Below are 21890 nucleotides of genomic sequence, written 5' to 3'. Positions count from 1 at the left end.
ACGCGATAGCCGAGCCCTAAAGAGAGCCCCCGCGAACGATCGCGGGGGCTTTTTGTTGACGGAAGACGCCAATCTTGTTCAATGCGGCGCCGATCCAGCTCGGGGTGGGAGAACCATGACCGCCGTTCGTTTTCAGGTTGCGGCCCTGTCGGCCGCGCTCGCATTGTGCACTGCAATGAGCAGCGAGGCGCTGGCGCAAAAGAAATACGACACGGGCGCGTCCGACACCGAGATCAAGATCGGCAACATCATGCCCTATGGCGGCCCCGCCTCCGCCTATGCCGCAATCGGCAAGACCGAGGAGGCCTATTTCAACAAGATCAATGCGGAGGGTGGCATCAACGGCCGCAAGATCAAGTTCATCTCCTATGACGACGCCTATTCGCCGCCGAAGACGGTGGAGCAGGCGCGCAAGCTGGTCGAGAACGACGGCGTGCTGCTGATCTTCGGCTCGCTCGGTACCTCCACCAACAGTGCAATCCGCAAATACATGAACGAGAAAAAGGTGCCGCAATTGTTCGTGGCGAGCGGCGCCTCGAAGTGGAACGATCCCAAGCAATATCCATGGACCATGGGCTGGCAGCCGAGCTACACGAGCGAAGCGCGGATCTACGCCAAGTACATCATGAAAGAGAAGCCGGACGGAAAGATAGGCGTGCTCTATCAGAACGACGATTTCGGCAAGGACTATCTGAAGGGCCTGAAGGAAGGGCTCGGCAGCAAGGCCTCGATGATCGTGCTGGAAGAGGCCTATGACACGTCGGACCCGACGGTCGACGAGCACGTCGTGAAACTGAAGGCTGCCGGCGCCGACATCTTCATCAGCATCACCAGCCCGAAATTCGCCGCGCAGGGGATCAAGAAGGCGGCGGAGATCAATTGGCATCCAATGCAGATCATCTCCAACGTTTCGGCCTCGGTCGGCGGCGTGCTGGAGCCGGCAGGCCTCGAGATCTCGCAAGGCGTCCTGTCGGCGAGCTACACCAAGGACGGCTCCGACCCGCAATGGAACGCCGATGACGGCATGAAGAAGTTCTACAACTTCCTCGCCCAGTACAACCCCAAGGCCAACAAGCTGGATGCCGGCGTGGTGTTCGGCTATGCCGCCGCGCAGACCATGGTGAAGGTGCTGCAAATGTGCGGCGACGATCTCACCCGCGAGAACGTCATGAAGCAGGCCGCAAGCCTGAAGGATTTCGAACCCGATACGCTGCTGCCCGGCATCAAGATCAACACCGCGCCGGACGATTTCGCCCCGATCGAGCAGCTCCAGATGATGCGCTTCAAGGGCAAGAAGTGGGAGCTGTTCGGCGATATCCTCTCCAGCGAGATCGGACACTGAGCGCTGTAGCGCGGCAATTCAAAATAGCCTGTGCTTTCCAAAACAACCTGTGCGCAGCTGATTGACGGCGCATCCCATCTCGCGCGCCGGAATATTTCGCATCCCCTCAAAAAAAGAGCGCCCCGCTGCGACAGCTCCGGCGGGGCGTTCTCTTGCTGGCCGCCCGGGAAGGGTATTCAATGTGTGCCGAAGCGACGCGCAACGATCGCTTCCAATCAAGAACACGGCACATTCAAACCTACCTAGGGAGATCAAGATGCCTGCAATGCATGTGCGATTGGGGGCCTTCTCGGCTGCCCTCGTGCTGGCTGCAACCCTGTCCACGACAGCGTCCGCGCAGAAGAAATACGACACCGGTGCATCCGACACCGAAATCAAGATCGGCAACATTATGCCCTACAGCGGACCAGCCTCCGCCTACGGTGTGATTGGCAAGACCGAGGAAGCTTTTTTTCGCAAGATCAACGCCGAAGGCGGCATCAACGGCCGCAAGATCAACTTCATCACCTATGACGACGGCTACTCGCCGCCGAAGACGGTGGAGCAGGCGCGCAAGCTGGTCGAGAGCGACGAGGTGCTGCTCATCTTCAACTCGCTCGGCACGCCGCCGAACTCGGCGATCCAGAAATACATGAACCAGAAGAAGGTGCCTCAACTCTTCGTCGCTACCGGCGCCACCAAGTGGAACGATCCGCAGAACTTTCCCTGGACGATGGGCTGGCAGCCGAACTACCAGAGCGAGACCATCATCTACGCCAAATACATCCTGAAGAACAAACCGGACGCCAAGATCGCGGTGCTCTATCAGAACGACGATTACGGCAAGGACTATCTGAAGGGCTTCAAGGACGGGCTGGGCGCCAAGGCGGCTTCGATGATCGTCATCGAGGACAGCTATGAGGTTTCCGAGCCGACCATCGACTCGCACATCGTGAGACTGAAAGCCTCGGGCGCCGACGTCTTCATGAACATCACCACGCCGAAATTCGCGGCGCAGGCGATCAAGAAGAACGCCGAGCTCGGCTGGAAGCCGCTGCATTTCCTCAACAACGTCTCGGGCTCGATCGGCAGCGTGATCAAGCCGGCCGGCTTCGAGAACGCGCAGGACATCATCTCGTCGCAATATTTCAAGGACCCGACCGACGCGCAATGGAAGAGCGACCCGGCGATGATCGCCTGGAACGAGTTCCTGGACAAGTACTATCCGGAAGCGAACCGCGCCGACGCCTCAGTCATGTATGCCTACATCGTGAGCCAGGGCCTCGTTCACGTGCTCAAGGCCTGCGGTGACAATCTGACCCGCGAAAACGTCATGAAGCAGGCCGCCAGCATCAAGGACTATGAGCCGGGTGGCCTGTTGCCGGGCATCAAGGTTAACACCTCGCCCACCGATTTCGCACCCCTCTCGCAGCTGCAACTGATCCGCTTCAAGGGCGAGCATTGGGAGCGATTTGGCGAGATCCTGAGCGGCGACGTCGGCGGCTAACCTTAACCAGTCGCCAAAGATGTAACTCCAATCGACTAAAGACGAAGCCTCTGCGGCCTTGCCGCAGGGGCTTTTCCTTGAAGCTCTCGGACAAATCGTATTGAATTGCGGCAGCGTCGCCAAAACAATCAAGCCAAGAAGAAGGACGCGCACACCAAGAAAATAGGGAGATAGGAATGCCCGCTGTCACCGGCAAATTTGCGGCCGCGTCACTGGCGCTCGCGCTCATTGCGACCTCGGCCTCCACTGCATCGGCCCAGAAAAAATACGATACCGGCGCGACCGACACCGAGATCAAGATCGGCAACATCATGCCCTACAGCGGACCGGCCTCCGCCTATGGCATCATCGGGCGGACCGAAGCCGCCTATTTCAAGAAGATCAATGACGAGGGCGGCATCAACGGCCGCAAGATCAATTTCATCAGCTATGACGACGCCTATTCACCGCCAAAGACGGTGGAGCAGGCGCGCAAGCTGGTCGAGAGCGACGAGGTGTTGCTCATCTTCAACTCGCTCGGCACGCCGCCGAACTCGGCGATCCAGAAATACATGAACTCGAAGAAGGTGCCACAGCTGTTCGTCGCCACCGGCGCCACCAAGTGGAACGATCCGCAGAACTTCCCCTGGACGATGGGCTGGCAGCCAAATTACCAGAGCGAGACGCAGATCTACGCGAAGTACATCCTGAAGGAGATGCCGAACGCGAAGATTGCCGTTCTGTTTCAGAACGACGATTACGGCAAGGACTATCTCAAGGGCCTGAAGGACGGGCTTGGTTCGAAGGCCACGAACATGATCGTAGCCGAGGAAAGCTACGAGACGTCGGAACCGACCATTGACAATCACATCGTCAAGCTGAAGGCGACGGGCGCCGATGTCTTCGTCAACATCACCACGCCGAAATTTGCGGCGCAGGCCATCAAGAAGAACGCCGAGATCGGCTGGAAACCGACCCACTTCCTCAACAACGTCTCGGCCTCGGTCGGAAGCGTGATCAAGCCGGCAGGCTTCGAAAACGCGCAGGGTATCATCTCGGCGGCCTATCTGAAGGACACCACAGACACGCAATGGGCCAACGACGCCGGGATGAAAGCATTTCTTGATTTCATGACGAAATACTTCCCCGAAGGCGACAAGACCGACGGCGGCACCATCGTCGGCTACGGCGTTGCGCAGACGCTGGTCCAGGTCCTGAAGAACTGCGGCGACGAGCTGACGCGCGCGAATGTCATGAAACAGGCGGCCAGCCTGAAGGACTTCCGCACCGAGGTGCTGCTGCCGGGCATCAAGATCAACACCTCGCCGACCGATTTCGCGCCGATCAGTTCGCTGCAGCTGCAGCGCTTCAAGGGCGAGCGCTGGGAGCTGTTCGGCGACGTGATCAACGCTGAAGCCGGCGGCTAGCCCTCTGAAACAGATGACGAGAACACCCCTGCGCGGCTCGCGCAGGGGTTTTTGCTTGCGCGCCGATTATGATCACGCGATTGCATAATCGAATGATGGCAGTGCCCGCTTACGCTTTGGCGCCCGATGCGGTAGGCAGGGGAGCGGCGGTATCGCCGCCATCGCTTCGCCCGAGACCCTGCCCAAGGCCTTCGTCATGACCGACCGCCGTCCCCTGCTCCGCGCACTCTACGACGCTGCCGTTGCTGCCGCCCATCCCAACGTCGTGCTGGCGCCGCACCTGCGGCCGGCGCCCAACGGACGGGTGATCTGCCTCGCCGCCGGCAAGGGCGCAGGCGCCATGGCCGCGGCCGCGGAGCGGCACTATCTCGACACCTTGAAGCTCGCGCCGGAGCGCCTCGTCGGCATCGCCACCACGCGCCATGGCTATGGCGTGCCGACGCGCCGCATCCGAGTGGTCGAGGCCGGCCATCCCGTGCCTGACGAGGCTGGCCTCAAAGGCGCGGCCGACACGCTCGCGCTCGCGGACGAGGCCGGGCCGGACGATCTGCTCCTGGTGCTACTCACCGGCGGCGGCTCGGCGAACTGGATCGCGCCGGTGGACGGCATCAGCTTCGCGCAGAAGCAGGCGGTCAACAAGGCGCTGCTGCGCTCGGGCGCGCCGATCGGCGAGATGAATACGGTCAGGAAACATCTGTCGCGGATCAAGGGCGGCCGGCTGGCGCGTGCCGGCAAAAATGCCGCCGAGATCGTCACGCTGGCGATCTCCGACGTGCCGCACGACGACCCTTCCGCGATCGCCTCCGGCCCGACCGTGCCGGATCCGACCACGCTTTCAGATGCACGAGCGATCGTGGCGAAATACAAGCTCGACATCGACGACGCCGTGCGCCGCGCGCTCGACGATCCCGCCAATGAAAGCTGCAAGCCCGGTGACGCCGCCTTCGCGCGCGCGCATTTCGAGCTGATCGCGCGGCCCAAGCAGTCGCTCGACGCGGCCGTGAGGCTGGCGCGCGAGTCCGGTTACGAGACCATCGACCTCGGCGCCGATCTCGAAGGCGAGGCCCGCGAGGTCGCTGCCGATCATGCCAAGCTCGCGCTGCAAGCGCGCGCGCAAGGCAAGCGCGTCGCGATCCTCTCCGGCGGTGAGCTTACGGTGACCGTGCGCGGCCACGGGCGCGGCGGACCGAACCAGGAATACGCGCTGGCGCTCGCGGGCCTCTTAAAGGACGCGGCTGGCATCTCGGCGCTGGCCGGCGACACCGACGGCGCCGATGGCGGCGCCGGCCATCCCACCGACCCCGCCGGCGCGCTGATCGACGCGGCCACGTTCGCCAAGATGAAGGCGCAGGGGCTTAAGCCAGAAGCCTATCTCGACAACAACGACGCGACCACGTTCTTCGAGGCGACCGGCGATCTGCTACAGCCCGGCCCGACGCTGACCAATGTGAACGATATCCGCGTGATCCTGGTGGATTGAGGTCGCTCTCCACACTGCGCTGTCATTCCCCGCCACCGGGTCTCGCCTTCGGCGAATCCAGTACGCCGCGGCTTCTCGATTTAGCCGCGCCGGCTCTGGAATGCTGGATCGCCCGGTCCCGGCTACGCTAAAGCTTCGCCGGGCTCCTCGGTGTTGGGCCGGCGAAGCGTTAGCGAAGACGGCAAGCCGGGGCGATGACAGCGGAGAATGTGGCTTGGGCTTGCCACGAGACGGCTCGGTACGCGGCCCCGCCCCCTCAAAACTCGTTGGCGATTTTCGCGAGCATCGCGAGCAGGGTTTCGCGGTTGGCCTGCCCGAGCAGGTCGTTCAGCCGCGCCTCGTGCTTGGTGGCAACGAGCTTCTTGGCGCGGGTCAGCACGGCCTTGCCCTTGTCGGTCAGGACCAGGATATGCGAGCGGCGGTCGTTGGTGGAGCGGATCCGCGCGCAAAGGTCGCGGCTTTCGAGATTGTCGAGCATCGCCACGAAGTTCGGCCGGAGAATGCCGAGGGTGGAGGCGATCTCGGTCTGGTTACGGCCCGGATTCTTCTCGACCAGCAGCAGCACCGAGAATTGCGCCGGCGTGAGCTGGAGCGTGGCCATGCAACGCAAAAAATTCTCGAACACCTTGAGCTGTGCCCGCTTCAAGACGTAGCCAAGCTGCTCCGAGAGCTCGCCGAGCTGGAGCGCCTCGGGCTGAGCCTCGGCCGCGTCCTTGCGGCCCTTGGCCATGTCGGCCGGCTTTTCGGAGGACTTTTCGGCAGTTTTGGAAACGGTCATCGCCTCTTGCTCGTAATCCCGCTAAATTCGGCCCGATCGCCCGCGCCACGCTTGAGATTATATTTGATAATTGTTATGGACCATATCAAATATCGCCAGCGTTTTTCAATGGCTGTGAGCGGACCGTCCACCACAATGGGGGGACCGGTCCGTAATCTTTAGGGGGAGCGTCCGGTCTTGAATACCACCATCATGCTGTTCCTGGTGCAGGACGGCATCACTAATGGCGCGATCTATGCGCTGCTCGGCCTGGCGCTGGTGCTGGTGTTCGCCGTCACCCGCGTCATCCTCATTCCCCAGGGCGAATTCGTCACCTATGGCGCGCTGACCTATGCCTCGCTGGCGGCGGGCCAGATGCCGGGCACGGCAAAACTCGCGCTGGCGCTGGGCATCGGCGCCTTCGTCTTCGATCTGTTCGTGGCGCGCAAGGCGCTGCACGGGCGGCTGATCCTGCGCAGCATCGTTGCCAACATCGTGCTGCCGGCGATCGTGCTGGCGCTGACCGTTTACTTCGCCGCCCAGAAACCGCCGGTGGCAATCTGCATCGCGCTATCGCTGATGATCGTGGCGATGATCGGCCTGTATCTTTACCGGATCGCCTTCCAACCGCTGGCGCACACCTCCGTGCTGGTGCTGCTGATCGCATCGGTGGGCGTACACCTCGCGCTCCAGGGGCTGGGCCTTTTGTTCTTCGGCGCCGAAGGCCAGCGCGGACCGGCGGTGCTGTCCGGCGCCTTCACCGCGGGCGCGCTGCGCTTCACCGGCCAGAGCATCACCGTCTACGCCATCACCATTGCCTTCATCATCGGTCTCTGGCTGTTCTTCGGGCTGACACTCTACGGCAAGGCGCTGCGCGCCACCGCCGTCAACCGGTTAGGGGCACGGCTCGCCGGCATCCGCACCACGCTGTCAGGGCAGATCGCCTTCCTGCTGGCGTCCGTCATCGGCGCGCTGTCGGGCATCCTGATCGTGCCGATCACGACGCTCTACTACGACTCCGGCTTCCTGATCGGCCTGAAGGGCTTCGTCGCCGCGATCATCGGCGGCCTCGTCAGCTACCCCTTGACGGCCGTCGCGGCGCTGGTCGTCGGCATCGTCGAGGCGTTCTCGTCCTTCTATGCTTCCAACTACAAGGAGGTGATCGTTTTCATGCTCTTGATCCCGGTGCTGCTGCTGCGCTCGCTCGCCGCGCCCGCGGTCGAGGAAGAGAAGGACTGACGCGCGATGCAGAGCCGGCTTTCCATCCTCATCTTCGCGCTTGTCATGGCGGCGATCCCGTTTGTGCCCGGCATGCCGCCGTTCTGGATCGTGCTGCTCGACAATATCGGCCTTGCCGCCCTCGTCGCGATGGGCCTCGTGCTGCTGACCGGCGTCGGCGGTCTGACCTCGTTCGGGCAAGCGGCGTTCGTCGGCTTCGGCGCCTACACCACCGCGGTGCTGTCGACGAGCTACGGCCTGTCGCCCTGGCTGACGCTGCCGTTGTCGCTCGTGGTCAGCGGATCGCTCGCGGTGCTGCTCGGGCTGATCACCGTCCGCCTCTCCGGTCATTACCTGCCGCTCGGCACGCTCGCCTGGGGACTCGGCCTGTTCTACCTCTTCAGCAAGCTGGAGTTTCTCGGCCGCAACGACGGCATCTCGGCGATCCCACCGCTGTCGATCGGCGCGTTCAAAATGCTCTCTCCCGGGTCGATCTATTACGCGATCTGGGTCGCCGTCATCGTCTCGGCCCTGCTGACGATGAACCTCTTGGACTCACGCACCGGCCGCGCCATCCGCGCGCTCCGGCGCGGCCATGTCGCGGCGGAAGCCTTCGGCGTGCACACGCCGCGCGCCAAGCTGCTGGTGTTCATCCATGCCGCGGTGCTGGCCGGCCTCTCCGGCTGGCTCTACGCGCATCTTCAGCGCGCGGTGAACCCGACGCCGTTCGGCGCCCAGGCCGGCATCGAATATCTCTTCATCGCGGTCGTCGGCGGCGCCGGCTATGTCTGGGGCGGTGTGCTCGGCGCGGCGATCGTCGTGGTGCTGAAGGAGGTGCTGCAAAGCTATCTGCCGCTGATCCTGCCCGGCTCCGGCCAGGTCGAGACCATCGTGTTCGGCATCATGCTGGTGGCGCTGCTGCAGCTCGCGCCCGGCGGCCTCTGGCCCTGGTTCATGTCGTTCATGCCCGAGCGCACCAGCGGCGGGAAGCCTGATACCTCGTTGAAGCTCGAATCACGCACTCGCGCTGCGGGCCCATCCGGCATTCTGCTCCAGGTCGAAAAAGCGCGAAAACAGTTCGGCGGCGTAGCCGCCGTCAACAACGTCTCCTTCGACGTCCAGGCCCGCGAGATCGTCGCGCTGATCGGCCCGAACGGCGCCGGCAAGAGCACGACGTTCAACCTGATCACCGGCGTGCTGTCGGCGACCTCGGGCTCGATCTCGGTGCTCGGCAACAAGGTCGACAAGGCGCCGCCGCAGGAGATCGTCAAGCTCGGCATCTCCCGCACCTTCCAGCACGTCAAGCTCGTCCCCGACATGACGGTGCTGGAGAACGTCGCGATCGGCGCGCATCTGCGCGGCCATTCGGGGCCGATCGCCTCGATGCTGCGGCTCGACCGTGCCGACGAGGCCAAGCTGCTTGCCGAGGCCGCCCGCCAGATCGAGCGTGTCGGCCTTGCCGAGCAGATGCACCAGCTTGCAGGCTCGCTGTCGCTGGGACAGCAGCGCATCGTCGAGATCGCCCGCGCGCTCTGCGTCGATCCGATGCTGTTGCTGCTCGACGAGCCCGCCGCCGGCCTGCGCCATATGGAGAAGCAACGGCTCGCGACCCTGCTGCGCGACTTGCGCGACGGCGGCATGAGCGTGCTGCTGGTCGAGCACGACATGGGTTTCGTGATGAACCTCGCCGACCGCATCGTGGTGCTTGATTTCGGCACCAAGATCGCAGAGGGAACACCCGCGACGATCAAGAGCGATCCCGAAGTGATCAAGGCCTATCTCGGAGTGGCGGCATGAGCGCGCTGTTGTCCGTCACCGACGCACATGTCGCCTATGGCAAGGTCGAGGCCGTGCGCTCGGTCTCGCTCGAGGTTGGGGCCAACCAGATCGTCACCATCGTCGGCGCCAACGGCGCCGGCAAGACCACGCTGCTCTTGGCCATTATGGGCATTTTGCCGCTCAAGGGCCGAGTCGCCTTTGCGGGCCAGGATCTGGCGCAGCTCGATATCGAGGACCGCGTCGCGACGGGCCTCGGCCTCGTTCCCGAGCACCGCGAATTGTTCGTGACCATGAATGTCGAGGACAATCTCGAGCTGGGCGCCTTCCGCATCGAGCGACGCAGGGCGAAAGCCTCGATGGAGCGGGTCTACGCGCTGTTTCCGCGGTTGAAGGAGCGGCGCAAGCAGCTCGCCGGCACGCTCTCCGGCGGCGAGCAACAGATGCTCGCGATGGGCCGTGCGCTAATGGGCGAGCCGAAGCTCCTGATGCTGGACGAGCCGAGCCTCGGCCTCGCCCCGATCATCGTCGCCGACATTTTCCGCATCGTCACCGAGCTCCGCGCCAGCGGCGTCTCCGTCCTGCTGGTCGAGCAGAACGCGCAGGCCGCCCTGAAGATCGCGGACCAGGCTTATGTGATGGAGCTCGGCGAGTTCGCGCTCAGCGGCAAGGCCAGCGACATCGCGGCAAACGAGCGCGTCGCGGCCAGCTATCTCGGCTTCCAGCACGAAGGCGAGAGTGCGTTGTAGATTCGAGGGGCTTCGGCGGCCCCCCTTGTCATCGCCCGCGAAGGCAGGCGATCCAGTACCGAGACGGTTGTGATTGAACCGAGGGGCCGCGGCGTACTGGATGCCCCGCCTTCGTGGGCATGACGGCGGAGGGTGCTGCGAAATCCGTGCCTAACGGCCCGCCGCCTTCTCTTTCAGCGCCGCGACTTCCGCCTCCAGCTCCGCGATTCTCGCATCCCTCGCCGCCAGCGCAGCGGCCACATCCGCGGCATCGAATTTCTGCAGGATGTGCTGCGGGCAGTTGGCGTCCACGCCGCGATCTTGAACAGGATCACCTGCTCGGGCCGCGCGCGGTACCCCTTCGCATATAGCTCCTCGCCCAATTTCTCGTACCGATTTAGCCCACGGCGTTTTTGCCGGCGTAGCGACGACATCCGCGGCTCCTTCGGCTGACTGCCACGTCCGATGAGGCTTGTTCACGCAGGTCAGCTTGATACTAGCTGGCACTACCTCGGAACATCTTCACAAATGCTTCGAGTTCCTTCACGTTCAGATCTGAAATTGCGATGTAGGATCGCTCACGGTCTGACCATCTGACCATATTGAAGCCATTCTCAGTGCGCAACTCGAAGGGCACGTCCAGGTGATGATGCACGGAGATTTCGGTCAGACTGATCACGTGCTCGCGTCTGCGATATACCAGGGTCGACAGCGGAGTCCTGCCGACGACATCAACGCGTCCGCCGAGAAGTTCGAAGCCTTGAGCAGCAAGATCAACGACCGTTGGCGATTCCGTGATCCGACCGTTGAACCAGGGCTTGACGGTGTGCTTGTCCGAGGAAACGACATCGGTGGGCCGTGCTGCCATTAGCGAGCGGAGATGGCCGTCGAAGAGTTCGGCTACGACGATATCCCGCTGCGCGGTCCCGCGGAGTGCGATTCCCGTCAAGGTGCTTGACAGGGCAGCTACGACCAAGATCGAGGCTGCCATCTTGGCCCAACTGGGCGTTCGTTGTCTCGTTTGGAGCCCAAAGGTGGCCTCGAGCCGCGATCGGAGCCGCGGCGGAAGCGGCTCCGGCGGGAATTTCTCGGCAAGCACTTTCTTCAAGGCACCAACTTCATCTGCGAGCTTCCGCAAGTCGGGGTCGCTTGCGATCTTGCGCTCGACTGTGAGCGCGGCGGTGACGTCGAGTTCTCCGTCGAGATAGGCGTGAATGAGATGCACGTCATTGTCGTCGGAGAGTGTCATGAGCATCTCTCCTCCTTCATTCCTGCAATCAGCTTCTGGCGGGCTCGCGCAAGCCTCGACATCACGGTTCCGATCGGACTACCCGTGATGTCAGCGATGTCGCGATATTCGAGCCCCTGGATATCTCGCAAGACCAGTACTTCCCTGAATTCCGGCGGCAGGGCCGCGATGAACATTTCAAGTTTCGCCGCCTCGGCCGCGGCAATAAGCGCTGCTTCCGGTGATCCTGACGCATCCAGTTCACCTCCCCGCTCGGCAATGGAGCGATCACCCTCGCTCAGTTCGTCAAGGCTGACCAAAGCCGCGGCCTTTTTTTCCTGAGTAAGGTGAAGGCAGTATTCCTCACTATCGTCAGCAGCCAGGCGCGTGCATTCGGTCCCGAAAACCGCGGTAATGCGCGAAACGCCCTGATGCACGCCTCCTGGACGACGTCCTCGGCATCTGCACGGTTATGCGTGAGCCAGCGCGCAAACGCATGCGCGTCGGCGAGATAGGGCGCTACGACAGTCGCGAATTTCTTCCTGTCGTCGTTGGGGTTCAAGCTCATCCCCTGCCTAATCAACTCAAATATGGAACCAATTATTCCCGGTCTGCAGAAAAATAAGGGGACGCTCGCTGTAGCGTTCTTCAAAGGACAAGCAGCCTCGCAACTCGGAGTACCGGCCGCAGCGGCAGCCAACCTCATTCGAATGGACTATTCCGCTGCAAATGAGGCGTCGCAAGCAGATTGCCGCATCTCACCGCTGCAGGGCTCTTGCTGGACAAAAACGGGCGCTTGCCTGAATCGCGACGAACGGCCTACCCGGCACTTGAATCTAACGGCACAACTGGACTCGAAGACGCCGTTGTTTATTCCCAAGCCCCGGCGAAAAAGATTTCTGGTGGCCACCGGGAATTTTTCCGCACCGGGCCAAGTTAACTGAACATCGGTACACTTGGGCAATTCCAGCATTCGCTCAAAGGGGCACCAATGGCGGCGATTAGAGGAATCGCGCGAGCAGACATGGACGTGCTGTTGTGGTCCAACCCCCAACACTATGATCCTGACATCTGTCAGCTCGACATTCGGCAGCTTCCATTGGTGCAGGCATTCTTGTCCACGCTCGATGCTGAGACCCGCTGCCGCCGGTTTGGCGTGCCGGTCTCTGACGCGGTGCTTGATCTTCATGCGATCAGCGCACTCGACAATGCTGCGCTCATGCTCGGAATCTTCTCCGAACAGAGGCTTCGCGGGATGCTGGAGCTCTATCGGCGCGGCGGCTCCGACGTGATGGAGCTTCTGATGGTGGTAGAGCGAGGATCGCGTCGGCGTGGAATGGGCAGGCGCCTGCTGAATGCGTCGATGCTTCACGCCTTGAATATGGATGCTCGAAGCGTTGATCTTATCTACGCGAGCGACAACTGGCCGATGCGAAGACTTGTGCAAAGGGCGGGAGCCAGGATCGATCTTGCCTTTGGCACATTCCGTGCCCGGATCGATCTTGCGCAGAGGCCAACGATCGCAAGACATTTGGGAACTCCCATTGCCGATGATTTGCCGGCAATTCGAAGAGCTACGTGAAGGACAAATTTGGCCTCTTCTGCTCCCGAGCCTTATGAGCTGGTTCACAGAAAAGCGCAGGATACTCGGATATTTGGAGTGCAGACATGACTTTGGCAGATTACTCGTTTGGCGCATTCGCATTTTTGAACACAGCGAGACTGTTGGGCTATTTTCCCCAGATCGTGCGCGTCCACCGCGACAGCAATGGCGCCGAGGCAGTTTCAGTCTTTACCTGGCTGCTGTTCTCCGCCGCAAATATAGCGACTGTAAGCTACGCCATGATCGTCTCGCATGACGCTGCGATGGCGACCATTTTCGCGCTTAACACGCTCGGATGTCTGACCATTGTCGGTCTGACGATGTGGAGGCGAGCAGGGATCCGCAAGACGGGGGCCGATGATGGAGCGTCAAATGAGAGAATATTTGGAGCCTCAACGGAGAAAGTACCTCTACGAGCTAAGTCCCAAGGACCGCAGATTTTGGCGGAGATGGCAGATTGGCTGGTCGTTGGCCTACTCCGCCGTTCTGTTCGCTCTCATCGGCGTAGGATACCTTCTGCCTGGACCCACGGACACTGAAGTCATGCAACTTAATTCGCCAGGACAGCACATCCGCATCGTGCGATTTGGCGGATTGAATTGAAGTCGCGCGCTAAACTTCGAACCAGCGTTCCGCGCGAACCCACATCGCTGCTCCATTCGGCATGCGACCACTGTGTTTCTCAACGGGGAGTAATTGACATGACGATAGCAGATCGCATCCAAAACACTTCCTCCGATTTAACGGCTCGCAGTTACGATGGATTGATCCTGCTTGGATATGCCGCGTTCGCGGTGCTTGCGCTCGCTGCGATTTACCTCGCCGCAGAAAGTCCAGGTCTGACCAGCGGCGATCTTGTGGCGGCGGCAGTAATGCCATGAATTGAATCATCGAGCTCGCGGTCGATCGATTGGAGCTTTGGCTGGGGAAGCTCAAACATGCAAATGGTCAAGCAGGAGCGCGCCTTGAAAGCACTCTTGGCGGTCCCAGTCCGCGCGATAAAAACTCCTGCTTGAGCTCGAATAAGAACATCGCCTCCTGGCAATTTCGCGCATTTGATGCACATGGCCAGTGTATGTGCTTGCACGTTGGACTCGCGCCTCGCCGTTTGCTTCACGAGCGACGAATACTCCCCGATCGTCGCCTGTCGGTACTCCTCCACCAGAATCGTGCACTGCATATGCACGCCCTGTATAGCTGCGGCGCTGGCTCCGCAAAATCACTGCGAGTTGCAATCGCGGAGCACCCCCTTCTCCCGGCAAGCGAGGACAGGCGAAAAGCTCAGCTCGCCTTCTCGCTCTTCAACGCCGCAACCTCCGCTTCCAGCTCCGCAATCCTCGCGTCCCTCGCCGCCAGCGCAGCGGCCACATCCGCCGCATCGAACTTCTGCGGGATGTGCTGCGGGCAGTTGGTGTCCCACGCCGCGATCTTGAACAGGATCACCTGCTCCGGCCGCGCGCGATAGCCCTTCGGCATCAGCGACGCGATCAGCGCCTCGTCGTCCTCGACGACGCGCGCCTCACCCCAGATCTTCACCCGGCGGCGATGGGCGTAGTCCATCATGAAGATGTAGGCCTTGGGATTCTCCGAGAGATTACCCTGGGTGATGAACTGCTGGTTGCCGGCATAGTCGGTGAAGGCGAGCGTCTGCTTGTCGAGCACCTTGAGAAATCCCTTCGGGCCGCCGCGGTGCTGGATGTAGGGCTGGCCGTCCGCCGAGGCAGTGGCGAAGTAAAAGCTGTTGGCCTCAGTGAGGAACGCCGCGAGGTTGTCGTCGACCTCGGTGCGCCAGCCGCGCTGCTCGGCGCGGGCATAGGCCTCTCGCGAGCCCTTGCGCGCCTGAATCGCCTTCACCGCCGGCGAAAAGGCGACGTCGCTGGCATAGGTGTGGGCTGCTGTCATCGGAACGTCTCCTGAAATTCCGGCGCATTCTTCCGTCTTTCGCCAGCTAAGATGGACTTGCCAACGCCCAGAACAATCTGGCCGCTTGACACTTCACCGTTGCAATATATGCAATAATGCCATGGATCGCTTGGAAGCCATGCACGTCTTCGTCACCGTCGCCGATTTGCGCGGCTTCGCGCCGGCGGCGCGCAAGCTGCGCCTATCGCCCTCGGCAGTGACCCGGCTGATCGCTGCGCTGGAGGAACATCTCGGTGCGCGACTGTTGCAGCGGACCACGCGACAGGTGACGCTGACCGACGTCGGCACCCGCTATCTCGAGCGCGCCCGCCGCATCCTCGCCGACGTCGAGGAGGCCGACGGCTCGGCGCGGCAAGAGCGCAGCCGACCGAGCGGACGTCTCGTGGTGTCGGCGCCGGTCGGCTTTGGCCGGCTTCATGTCGGACCGGTAATGACCGCCTACCTCAAGCGCTATCCCGAAGTCACAGCCGAATTGCGGCTGTCCGACAACCTCGTCAATCTCGTGGAAGACGCCATCGATGCCGCCGTCCGCATCGGCCATCTCGCAGACTCTTCACTCGTCGCGCGCCACGTCGGCGAGATGCGGCGGATCGTGGTGGCCGCACCCGGCTATCTCAAACGTCACGGCGAACCCAGGACGCCGGAGGCCCTCGTCTCGCACCAGACCATCCAGTTCGGCCCTTGGTCCGCATGGCGCTTCCTACGCGACGGCCGCGACATCGAGGTGACGCCGGCCCCCCGCTTTATCAGCAACAGCGCCGACGCGGCGCTGCAATATGCCGAGGCCGGCGGCGGCCTGACGCGGGTGCTGGCCTATCAGGCCGCCGAAGGACTGAAGCGCGAGCGGCTCAAAATCGTGCTGGCGAAATATGAGCAGCCGGCACTGCCGATCCACATCGTCTATCCGACCTCGCGCCTGCTCTCGGCCAAGGTGCGCGCCTTCATCGATCTCGTAGTGGAGACGACGCAATGGAGGTTCGGATGATGATGATGACTGTCATTCCGGGGCGGTCCGCGGGACCGAACCCGGAATCTCGAGATTCCGGGTTCTCGCTTCGCGAGCCCCGGAATGACGGTCATCCCTCTTCGGCACCACGCGGAACGTCCCGCTCGCCCGCGCGATCACGGTATCGTCGGCCTTGATCAGGCACTGTGCGAAGCAGATCGTCTTGCCGGTCTTGATCACGTCGCTCTCGATCGAACACCAATGGCCGATCTCGGCGGAGCCGACGAAATCGACCGAGAGCGAGACCGTCACGAACGACGTGGTCCAGCCTGTCGCCTGCGCGCAGCTATAGCCCATAGCATTGTCAGCGAGCGCGGTGATGAGGCCGCCATGGATCAGGCCGCGGCCGTTGGTGTGCGGCTTCGCCAGCCGCAGGCCGATGATGACGGCCTTGTCGGTCTTCTTCGCGTAGAGCGGCTCCCAGGGCTCGGTGAGAGGGCTCTTGCGAAAGAGCGGCTCGAAGCCAGCGGGGATATCGGGTGCGGTCATGGCTGTCTCGCGTTGCTGATCGTTGGCATTGAACGCGATGGACGTGACGAACGCATCACCTACAAAGTTTTAAACGGGATTTGCGCGGGCGTTTGAAACGATCCCGCCGTCATTGCGAGGAGCCCTTGCGACGAAGCAATCCAGACTGTCTCCGCGGAGATTTCTGGATTGCTTCGCGGAGCCTGTCATCGGGCCGCGCTTCGCGCGGACCCGTTGGCGCGCAATGACGATGTGGACGCACCGTCCTAGAACGGCAGCCCCACATAATTCTCCGACAGCGACGTCATCGCGGCCTGCGAGTGCGTGACGTAATCGAGCTCGGCGAGCTGGATTCGAGCGCCGATGGTGCCGGTGTCAGGGAATTTGTGCAGCATCGAGGTCATCCACCAGGAGAAGCGCACGGCCTTCCAGACCCGCGCCAGCGCCTTGGCGGAATAGGCGTCGATCCCGGCGCTGGATTTCTCGTCATAGAATTCGCGCAGCGCGCTCGACAGGTAATGCGCGTCGCTCGCGGCGAGGTTCAGCCCCTTGGCCCCGGTCGGCGGCACGATGTGCGCGGCATCGCCGCACAAGAACATGCGGCCAAAGCGCATCGGCTCGGCGACGAAGCTGCGCAGGGGCGCGATGCTCTTCTCGATCGAAGGACCGGTGACGAGGCGGTCGGCCGCCTCCTGGTCGAGCCGGCGCTTCAATTCGTCCCAGAAACGCTCGTCCGGCCATTGGTCGACATGGTCTTCGAGCGAGCACTGCACATAGTAGCGGCTGCGCTTGGTCGAGCGCATGGTGCACAGCGCAAAGCCGCGCGCGTGATTGGAATAGATCAGCTCGTGGCTGACCGGGGGCGTTTCGGACAAAATGCCGAGCCAGCCGAACGGATAGACCCGCTCGAATTCCTCGACCGCCGTGGCTGGGACACTGGCGCGGCTGACGCCGTGAAAGCCGTCGCAGCCGGCGATAAAATCGCATTCGATCGTGTGGGTGATGCCGTCCTTGACATAGGTGACGCGCGGGTGAGCACCGTCGAAATCATGCGGCTGCACGTCCCTGGCCTCGTACACCGAAATGAGACCTGCAGCCTTGCGCGCATTCATCAGGTCGAGCGTGACCTCGGTCTGGCCGTAGATCATCACCGTCTTGCCAGTCGCGGCCTTCATGTCGATGCGGTGACGGCGGCCGGAGAAGGCGAGCTCGATGCCCTCATGCACCAGGCCTTCAGCATGTGCCCGCGATCCGGCGCCGATCTGGTTGAGCAGCGCAACGGTGCCCTCCTCCAGCAGGCCGGCGCGGATGCGGCCGAGCACATAATCTGGGCTCTGCCGTTCCAGAATGACATTGTCGATGCCATATGTGTGCAGCAGTTGCCCAAGCAACAATCCGGCCGGTCCTGCCCCGATGATTGCGACTTTTGTCCGCAATACTTGCTCCTTCCGATGCTGTAGGCTTTCGTCGCGGCCTGCTTGTCGCGCCGGCCGGCTGACGATAATTATATCATATAATCGTTGAGCAAAAGGGGAGCGGTCGTCGCCGCAGCGCGGCAAATCTATGCAACATGGCTGCCGTAGATGGCGCGGCGAGGCATGCGTCAGTTCCGGCTTGAACACGCCGGCCAATTAGATAACATGTTAATTAATGAGACCGGGGCCATCGAAGCCCGCCGTCGAAAACAGGGAGAGACGCGTGATGAGGAAAGCCTGTCTGGCGTTGCTGCTGGCAGCAAGCGTGACGCCTGCGCTCGCGCAGGACAAGACCTTCGATTTGAAGATCTCGCACTGGGTGCCGGCCTCGCATCCCCTACAGAAATCGCTGGAAGACTGGGCGGCCGCGGTCGAGAAGGACTCCGGCGGCACCATCAAGGGCAAGGTGTTTCCGGCCCAGCAGCTCGGCAAAGCCTTCGACCATTACGACATGGCGCGCGACGGCATCGCCGACGTCACCTATGTCAATCCGGGGTACCAGCCCGGCCGCTTCCCAATTATCGGCGCCGGCGAGCTGCCGTTCCTGATCTCGGACGCCAAGGGCGGCTCGATGGGGCTGGATGCCTGGTACCGCAAATATGCCGAGAAAGAGATGAAGGACGTCAAGTATTGTCTCGCCTTCGTCCACTCGCCCTCCTCATTCCACTCCCGCACCAAGAAGATCGTGGTTCCCGATGACGTGAAGGGCCTGAAGATCCGTCCAGCCCACGCTACCATGGCGAATTTCGTCACTTCGCTCGGCGGCACCAATGTGCAGTCCTCCGCACCCGAAGTGCGCGACATCATCGAGCGCGGCGTCGCTGACGGCGTCACCTTCCCCTGGGGCTCCCTGGTGCTGTTCGGCATCGACAAGGTGACCAAATACGACATGGAGGCGCCGCTCTACACCACGACCTTCGTGTTCGTGATCAATAAGGACAAGTACAATGCCATGTCCGACAAGCAGAAGGCCGCGATCGACAAGAATTGCACGGTCGAAATGGCAGGCGCGGTCGGCGAGCACTGGGGCAAGTTCGAGGACGCCGGCATCGACAAGGTGAAGGCGGAATCGAGCCACGAGGTCTACAAGCTCACGGGCGAGCAGACCGCGGCCTGGAAGAAGGCCGCCGAACCGCTGGTGAAGACCTGGAGCGACGGCGCCAAGAAGGCCGGCGCCGATCCGGATGCAGCCCTTGCGGATCTGAAGGCATCCCTGAAGAAGTACAACGCGCTGGCGGAGTAGTGCTTCGCGGCGCGCTCTATCCACCCCCTCTCTCCGTTCTAACAGGGAGAGCATTGGGGTGAGGGGCTGCTTCCGCAAAGATGGTGACAGATGGACTCGCGGAGAGTTCCCCCTCACCCGAATTCGAGCTGCGCTCGAATTCGACCTCTCCCCGCGATCGGGGCGAGGTGAAGTTCGGCTACACCGAGATCAAATGATGACAGCACACGACAGGACACACCCGTGAAGCGCGCCTGGATGGATCGCTTTATCGACTCGATCGAATGGATCGCGGCAGGCTTTGTCGGCCTCGTCGCACTCGACATCTTCCTGTCGGTGCTGCTGCGGAACACGCTGAACTATTCGATCCCCGACAGTTTTGATATCGGCCGCATGCTGCTCGGCATCCTGATCTTCTGGGGCATCGCGGCGACCTCCTATCGCGGCACCCACATCACGGTCGACCTGGTCTGGGGCAATGTCGGGCCGCGCTATCAGCGCTGGATCGACGTGTTCGCAACGCTGGTGCTGCTGTTCGTCGTGACGGTGCAGACCTGGACGCTGTTCGACAAGGTGCGCGGCACCTACAACGACAACGTCCAGACTTTCGACATGCACATGCCGACCTGGCCATTCTTCGCGATCGCATGGATCGGCGACGTCTCCGCCGTGCTGCTGATCGCGATTCGCACCTACCGGCTGATCTTCCATCCCGAAGAGATGCACGATCCCAAAATCAAGGCGACGGAGTGATCATGAGCACCGATGCCGTCGCCGTAATCGGCTTCGTTTCCCTGTTTGTCCTGATGCTGCTGCGCGTGCCCGTCGGCATGGCCATGGGCCTCGTCGGCGTCTCCGGTTTCTCCTATCTGGTCGGCGCGACGCCCGCGCTAAAGCTGGTTGGCCAGACCTCGATGCGCACGGTCACCGACTACACCTTCGGCGTCATCCCGATGTTCCTGCTGATGGGCTCCTTTGTCAGCAATTCCGGCATGAGCCGCGAGCTGTTCCGCGCCGCCAACGGCTTCGTCGGGCATCTGCGCGGCGGGCTCGGCATCGCCACCGTCGGTGCCTGCGGCGGCTTTGCCGCGATCTGCGGCTCCTCGGTCGCGACCGCCGCGACCTTCTCCGCCGTCGCCTATCCGGAGATGCGCCGCTTCGGCTATCCACAGTCCTTTGCCACCGGCGTGATCGCAGCCGGCGGCACGTTAGGTGCGATGTTGCCGCCCTCCACCGTGCTCGCGGTCTACGGCATCATCACCGAGCAGGACATCGGCAAGCTCTTCATCGCCGGCATCATCCCGGGTCTGCTCGCGATGACCATGTACATGATCACGATCGGCCTGATCGGCTATGTCAGGCCCGACTTCCTGCCCAAGGGCAAGGTGCTGCCGTGGCGCGAACGCTTTGCCGGGTTGAAGGACATCTGGGCGCCGGTGCTGCTGTTCGTGTTTGTCATCGGCGGCCTGTACGGCCTGCCGTTCCTGCCGCGCTTCACCCCGACGGAAGCCGGCGGCGTCGGCGCCACCGGCGCCTTCATCATCGGCGTGCTGACGGGCCGGCTCGACCGCGAGAAGGTGCTGGCCTCGCTGCTGCAGGCGACGCGCACCGCGGCCGCGGTGTTCACGGTGCTGATCGGCGCGCTGATCTTCGGCTACTTCCTGACGGTGACGCAGACGCCGCAGAAGGTCACGGAATTCCTCACCGGGCTCGGCCTCGGTCCCTACGGCGTGCTGGCGCTGATCATGGTGATGTATCTGGTGCTCGGCTGCCTGATGGACGCCATGGCGATGATCATCCTCACCGTGCCGATCATCTTCCCCGTGATCACGCATCTCGGTTTCGACCCGATCTGGTTCGGCGTCATCATCGTCATGACCGTCGAGCTTGGCCTGATCCACCCGCCGGTCGGCATGAACGTCTTCGTCATCAAGAGCGTGGTGAAAGACGTCTCCTTCTCCACCATCTTCAAGGGCGTGATCCCGTTCGTGGCGACGGATTTGGTGCGCCTCGTGATCCTGATCGCCTTCCCGCTGCTGGCAACCTGGCTGCCGACGCGGATGATGGCGCATTGACGAGGTGACGCGATGACCACACCGACGCTCGAGACAAAGTACGTCTTCACCATCACGGCAAAAATCGGCGACGTCGTCAGCGCCGGCGAGACCGGGATCGGCGTGCGACGCATCATTCCGATCATCGGCGGCGAGGTGACGGGCGCGATCGCCGGTCGTGTGCTCCCCTTCGGCGCGGACTTCCAGACCATCCGTCCCAACGAGCTGATCGACCTCGAAGCCAGATACGCCTTCCAGACCGACGACGGCGCGACCGTCTATGTCGAGAACAAGGGCATGCGCTTCGGCCCGGTGGAGCTGCTGCAAAAGCTCAAGCGCGGCGAGCCGGTCGATCCGAAGCTGATCTATTTCCGCACCGTGCCGAGATTCGAGACCGGCGACGAGACCTATCGCTGGCTGATGGAACATATCTTCGTGGCCTCAGCCGCCCGGCATGCCGGCCGCGTGGTGATTGATGTGCACCAGGTGATGTAAGACACGCCCCGCCGTCCTCCTGGCGAAGGCCCGGACCCCTACCGCGGATCCATCGATTGTAGACGGCCGGAGTACCGGGCAAGGGGTCTTCGCCAAAGTGCTCCCTGGGGGTATGGGTTTCGGCCTTCGCCGGGCGACGTCGCGTTTTGAAGCAGCATTCTGGCGCGTCTGGACCGCCCCCGCCTTGACTCCCCCAAAATTCGTTATACAACATAACTATTCT

At 62.3% G+C, this 21890-nt stretch carries 21 protein-coding genes and 2 pseudogenes; 15 read left to right on the top strand and 8 right to left on the bottom strand.

Annotated features, from left to right (window positions below):
- Positions 1-115: 115 nt before the first annotated feature.
- The 4 genes from IVA96_RS11625 (at position 116) to IVA96_RS11610 (ending at position 5714) form a co-directional block, all read left to right on the top strand.
- Positions 116-1342: an ABC transporter substrate-binding protein gene (locus tag IVA96_RS11625; protein ID WP_247277876.1), complete on the top strand. Its 1227-nt coding sequence runs from the start codon at positions 116-118 to the stop codon at positions 1340-1342.
- Positions 1343-1598: 256 nt separating this feature from the next.
- Complete coding sequence (locus IVA96_RS11620) at positions 1599-2828, top strand: ABC transporter substrate-binding protein (RefSeq protein WP_247277877.1); 1230 nt, start codon at positions 1599-1601, stop codon at positions 2826-2828.
- Positions 2829-3004: 176 nt separating this feature from the next.
- Positions 3005-4234 (top strand): ABC transporter substrate-binding protein, encoded by a 1230-nt coding sequence (locus IVA96_RS11615; protein ID WP_247277878.1) that lies wholly within the window; start codon positions 3005-3007, stop codon positions 4232-4234.
- Positions 4235-4430: 196 nt separating this feature from the next.
- A complete protein-coding gene (locus IVA96_RS11610) occupies positions 4431-5714 on the top strand; it encodes a glycerate kinase (protein ID WP_247277879.1) in 1284 nt (427 codons plus the stop codon).
- Between the two features lie 256 nt (positions 5715-5970).
- Here the strand turns inward: IVA96_RS11610 and IVA96_RS11605 are convergent, their stop codons facing one another.
- Positions 5971-6492, bottom strand: a complete 522-nt coding sequence (locus IVA96_RS11605; RefSeq protein WP_247277880.1) for a MarR family transcriptional regulator — start codon at positions 6490-6492, stop codon at positions 5971-5973.
- Between the two features lie 177 nt (positions 6493-6669).
- Here IVA96_RS11605 and IVA96_RS11600 point away from each other — a divergent pair, with 177 nt between their 5' ends.
- The 3 genes from IVA96_RS11600 to IVA96_RS11590 are packed head-to-tail and all read left to right on the top strand — an operon-like array spanning position 6670 to position 10214.
- Positions 6670-7710, top strand: coding sequence for a branched-chain amino acid ABC transporter permease (locus IVA96_RS11600; RefSeq protein WP_247417218.1), 1041 nt, complete (start codon positions 6670-6672; stop codon positions 7708-7710).
- Positions 7711-7716: 6 nt separating this feature from the next.
- A complete protein-coding gene (locus IVA96_RS11595; RefSeq protein ID WP_247277882.1) occupies positions 7717-9486 on the top strand; it encodes a branched-chain amino acid ABC transporter ATP-binding protein/permease in 1770 nt (589 codons plus the stop codon).
- Positions 9483-10214, top strand: coding sequence for an ABC transporter ATP-binding protein (locus IVA96_RS11590; RefSeq protein ID WP_247417215.1), 732 nt, complete (start codon positions 9483-9485; stop codon positions 10212-10214). The genes IVA96_RS11595 and IVA96_RS11590 overlap by 4 nt, the downstream gene beginning before the upstream one ends.
- A 150-nt stretch (positions 10215-10364) precedes the next feature.
- On the opposite strand, the pseudogene IVA96_RS11585 reads toward IVA96_RS11590, so the two are convergent.
- The 4 genes and pseudogenes from IVA96_RS11585 to IVA96_RS35780 form a co-directional block, all read right to left on the bottom strand.
- Positions 10365-10555 (bottom strand): annotated as a pseudogene (locus IVA96_RS11585) (pyridoxamine 5'-phosphate oxidase); the annotation flags it as partial.
- Between the two features lie 134 nt (positions 10556-10689).
- Positions 10690-11442, bottom strand: a complete 753-nt coding sequence (locus IVA96_RS11580; protein WP_247277884.1) for an anti-sigma factor — start codon at positions 11440-11442, stop codon at positions 10690-10692.
- Positions 11439-11618: a sigma factor-like helix-turn-helix DNA-binding protein gene (locus IVA96_RS35785; RefSeq protein WP_346347897.1), complete on the bottom strand. Its 180-nt coding sequence runs from the start codon at positions 11616-11618 to the stop codon at positions 11439-11441. The genes IVA96_RS11580 and IVA96_RS35785 overlap by 4 nt, the downstream gene beginning before the upstream one ends.
- Before the next feature lie 101 nt (positions 11619-11719).
- Positions 11720-11989, bottom strand: a complete 270-nt coding sequence (locus tag IVA96_RS35780; protein ID WP_346347896.1) for a sigma-70 family RNA polymerase sigma factor — start codon at positions 11987-11989, stop codon at positions 11720-11722.
- 456 nt (positions 11990-12445) lie between these two features.
- On the opposite strand from IVA96_RS35780, the gene IVA96_RS11570 reads away from it, so the two are divergent.
- The 3 genes from IVA96_RS11570 to IVA96_RS11560 all read left to right on the top strand — a co-directional run bounded on the left by IVA96_RS11570 (position 12446) and on the right by IVA96_RS11560 (position 13905).
- Positions 12446-13003, top strand: a complete 558-nt coding sequence (locus IVA96_RS11570) for a GNAT family N-acetyltransferase (protein WP_247277885.1) — start codon at positions 12446-12448, stop codon at positions 13001-13003.
- An 86-nt stretch (positions 13004-13089) separates the two neighbouring features.
- Positions 13090-13563 carry a hypothetical protein gene (locus tag IVA96_RS11565; RefSeq protein WP_247277886.1) on the top strand — a complete coding sequence of 158 codons (474 nt, stop codon included), beginning with the start codon at positions 13090-13092 and terminating at the stop codon, positions 13561-13563.
- 162 nt (positions 13564-13725) lie between these two features.
- The gene (locus tag IVA96_RS11560) at positions 13726-13905 is read left to right on the top strand and encodes a hypothetical protein (RefSeq protein ID WP_247417211.1); all 180 of its coding nucleotides are present in this window, start codon (positions 13726-13728) and stop codon (positions 13903-13905) included.
- A gap of 400 nt (positions 13906-14305) precedes the next feature.
- Here IVA96_RS11560 and IVA96_RS11555 read toward each other — a convergent pair whose 3' ends face one another.
- On the bottom strand, positions 14306-14926 hold the full coding sequence (locus IVA96_RS11555) for a pyridoxamine 5'-phosphate oxidase family protein (RefSeq protein ID WP_247277888.1): 621 nt from the start codon (positions 14924-14926) through the stop codon (positions 14306-14308).
- Positions 14927-15047: 121 nt separating this feature from the next.
- Here IVA96_RS11555 and IVA96_RS11550 point away from each other — a divergent pair, with 121 nt between their 5' ends.
- Positions 15048-15932 (top strand): LysR family transcriptional regulator, encoded by an 885-nt coding sequence (locus IVA96_RS11550; RefSeq protein ID WP_247277889.1) that lies wholly within the window; start codon positions 15048-15050, stop codon positions 15930-15932.
- 96 nt (positions 15933-16028) lie between these two features.
- On the opposite strand, the pseudogene IVA96_RS11545 reads toward IVA96_RS11550, so the two are convergent.
- Positions 16029-16442, bottom strand: a pseudogene (locus tag IVA96_RS11545) (PaaI family thioesterase); the annotation flags it as partial.
- A gap of 245 nt (positions 16443-16687) precedes the next feature.
- Positions 16688-17857 carry a 4-hydroxybenzoate 3-monooxygenase gene (gene pobA, locus IVA96_RS11540; RefSeq protein WP_247277890.1) on the bottom strand — a complete coding sequence of 390 codons (1170 nt, stop codon included), beginning with the start codon at positions 17855-17857 and terminating at the stop codon, positions 16688-16690.
- 265 nt (positions 17858-18122) lie between these two features.
- On the opposite strand from pobA, the gene IVA96_RS11535 reads away from it, so the two are divergent.
- From IVA96_RS11535 to IVA96_RS11520, 4 genes are all read left to right on the top strand, one after another.
- Positions 18123-19139: a TRAP transporter substrate-binding protein gene (locus IVA96_RS11535; RefSeq protein ID WP_247277891.1), complete on the top strand. Its 1017-nt coding sequence runs from the start codon at positions 18123-18125 to the stop codon at positions 19137-19139.
- Between the two features lie 222 nt (positions 19140-19361).
- Positions 19362-19871, top strand: coding sequence for a TRAP transporter small permease (locus IVA96_RS11530; RefSeq protein WP_247277892.1), 510 nt, complete (start codon positions 19362-19364; stop codon positions 19869-19871).
- A 2-nt stretch (positions 19872-19873) separates the two neighbouring features.
- Positions 19874-21193, top strand: a complete 1320-nt coding sequence (locus IVA96_RS11525) for a TRAP transporter permease (protein ID WP_247277893.1) — start codon at positions 19874-19876, stop codon at positions 21191-21193.
- A gap of 12 nt (positions 21194-21205) precedes the next feature.
- Complete coding sequence (locus IVA96_RS11520; RefSeq protein WP_247277894.1) at positions 21206-21667, top strand: DUF3237 domain-containing protein; 462 nt, start codon at positions 21206-21208, stop codon at positions 21665-21667.
- Positions 21668-21890 lie beyond the last annotated feature (223 nt).

Origin of the sequence: Bradyrhizobium sp. 159 (genome assembly GCF_023073795.1) — a bacterium.
Taxonomy (GTDB): Bacteria; Pseudomonadota; Alphaproteobacteria; order Rhizobiales; family Xanthobacteraceae; genus Bradyrhizobium.
This window is presented reverse-complemented; position numbering and strand designations above follow the sequence as displayed.

Excerpts from the sequence above, each read along its gene's own strand:
- IVA96_RS11560 (WP_247417211.1), top strand. The coding sequence starts at position 13,726 with ATGACGATAGCAGATCGCATCCAAAACACTTCCTCCGATTTAACGGCT.
- IVA96_RS35780 (WP_346347896.1), bottom strand. The coding sequence starts at position 11,989 with ATGAGCTTGAACCCCAACGACGACAGGAAGAAATTCGCGACTGTCGTA.
- IVA96_RS11625 (WP_247277876.1), top strand. The coding sequence starts at position 116 with ATGACCGCCGTTCGTTTTCAGGTTGCGGCCCTGTCGGCCGCGCTCGCA.
- IVA96_RS11590 (WP_247417215.1), top strand. The coding sequence starts at position 9,483 with ATGAGCGCGCTGTTGTCCGTCACCGACGCACATGTCGCCTATGGCAAG.
- IVA96_RS11620 (WP_247277877.1), top strand. The coding sequence starts at position 1,599 with ATGCCTGCAATGCATGTGCGATTGGGGGCCTTCTCGGCTGCCCTCGTG.
- IVA96_RS11605 (WP_247277880.1), bottom strand. The coding sequence starts at position 6,492 with ATGACCGTTTCCAAAACTGCCGAAAAGTCCTCCGAAAAGCCGGCCGAC.
- IVA96_RS11565 (WP_247277886.1), top strand. The coding sequence starts at position 13,090 with ATGACTTTGGCAGATTACTCGTTTGGCGCATTCGCATTTTTGAACACA.
- IVA96_RS11610 (WP_247277879.1), top strand. The coding sequence starts at position 4,431 with ATGACCGACCGCCGTCCCCTGCTCCGCGCACTCTACGACGCTGCCGTT.
- IVA96_RS11535 (WP_247277891.1), top strand. The coding sequence starts at position 18,123 with ATGAGGAAAGCCTGTCTGGCGTTGCTGCTGGCAGCAAGCGTGACGCCT.
- IVA96_RS11595 (WP_247277882.1), top strand. The coding sequence starts at position 7,717 with ATGCAGAGCCGGCTTTCCATCCTCATCTTCGCGCTTGTCATGGCGGCG.
- IVA96_RS35785 (WP_346347897.1), bottom strand. The coding sequence starts at position 11,618 with ATGTTCATCGCGGCCCTGCCGCCGGAATTCAGGGAAGTACTGGTCTTG.
- IVA96_RS11570 (WP_247277885.1), top strand. The coding sequence starts at position 12,446 with ATGGACGTGCTGTTGTGGTCCAACCCCCAACACTATGATCCTGACATC.
- IVA96_RS11555 (WP_247277888.1), bottom strand. The coding sequence starts at position 14,926 with ATGACAGCAGCCCACACCTATGCCAGCGACGTCGCCTTTTCGCCGGCG.
- IVA96_RS11580 (WP_247277884.1), bottom strand. The coding sequence starts at position 11,442 with ATGACACTCTCCGACGACAATGACGTGCATCTCATTCACGCCTATCTC.
- IVA96_RS11615 (WP_247277878.1), top strand. The coding sequence starts at position 3,005 with ATGCCCGCTGTCACCGGCAAATTTGCGGCCGCGTCACTGGCGCTCGCG.
- IVA96_RS11520 (WP_247277894.1), top strand. The coding sequence starts at position 21,206 with ATGACCACACCGACGCTCGAGACAAAGTACGTCTTCACCATCACGGCA.
- IVA96_RS11525 (WP_247277893.1), top strand. The coding sequence starts at position 19,874 with ATGAGCACCGATGCCGTCGCCGTAATCGGCTTCGTTTCCCTGTTTGTC.
- IVA96_RS11550 (WP_247277889.1), top strand. The coding sequence starts at position 15,048 with ATGGATCGCTTGGAAGCCATGCACGTCTTCGTCACCGTCGCCGATTTG.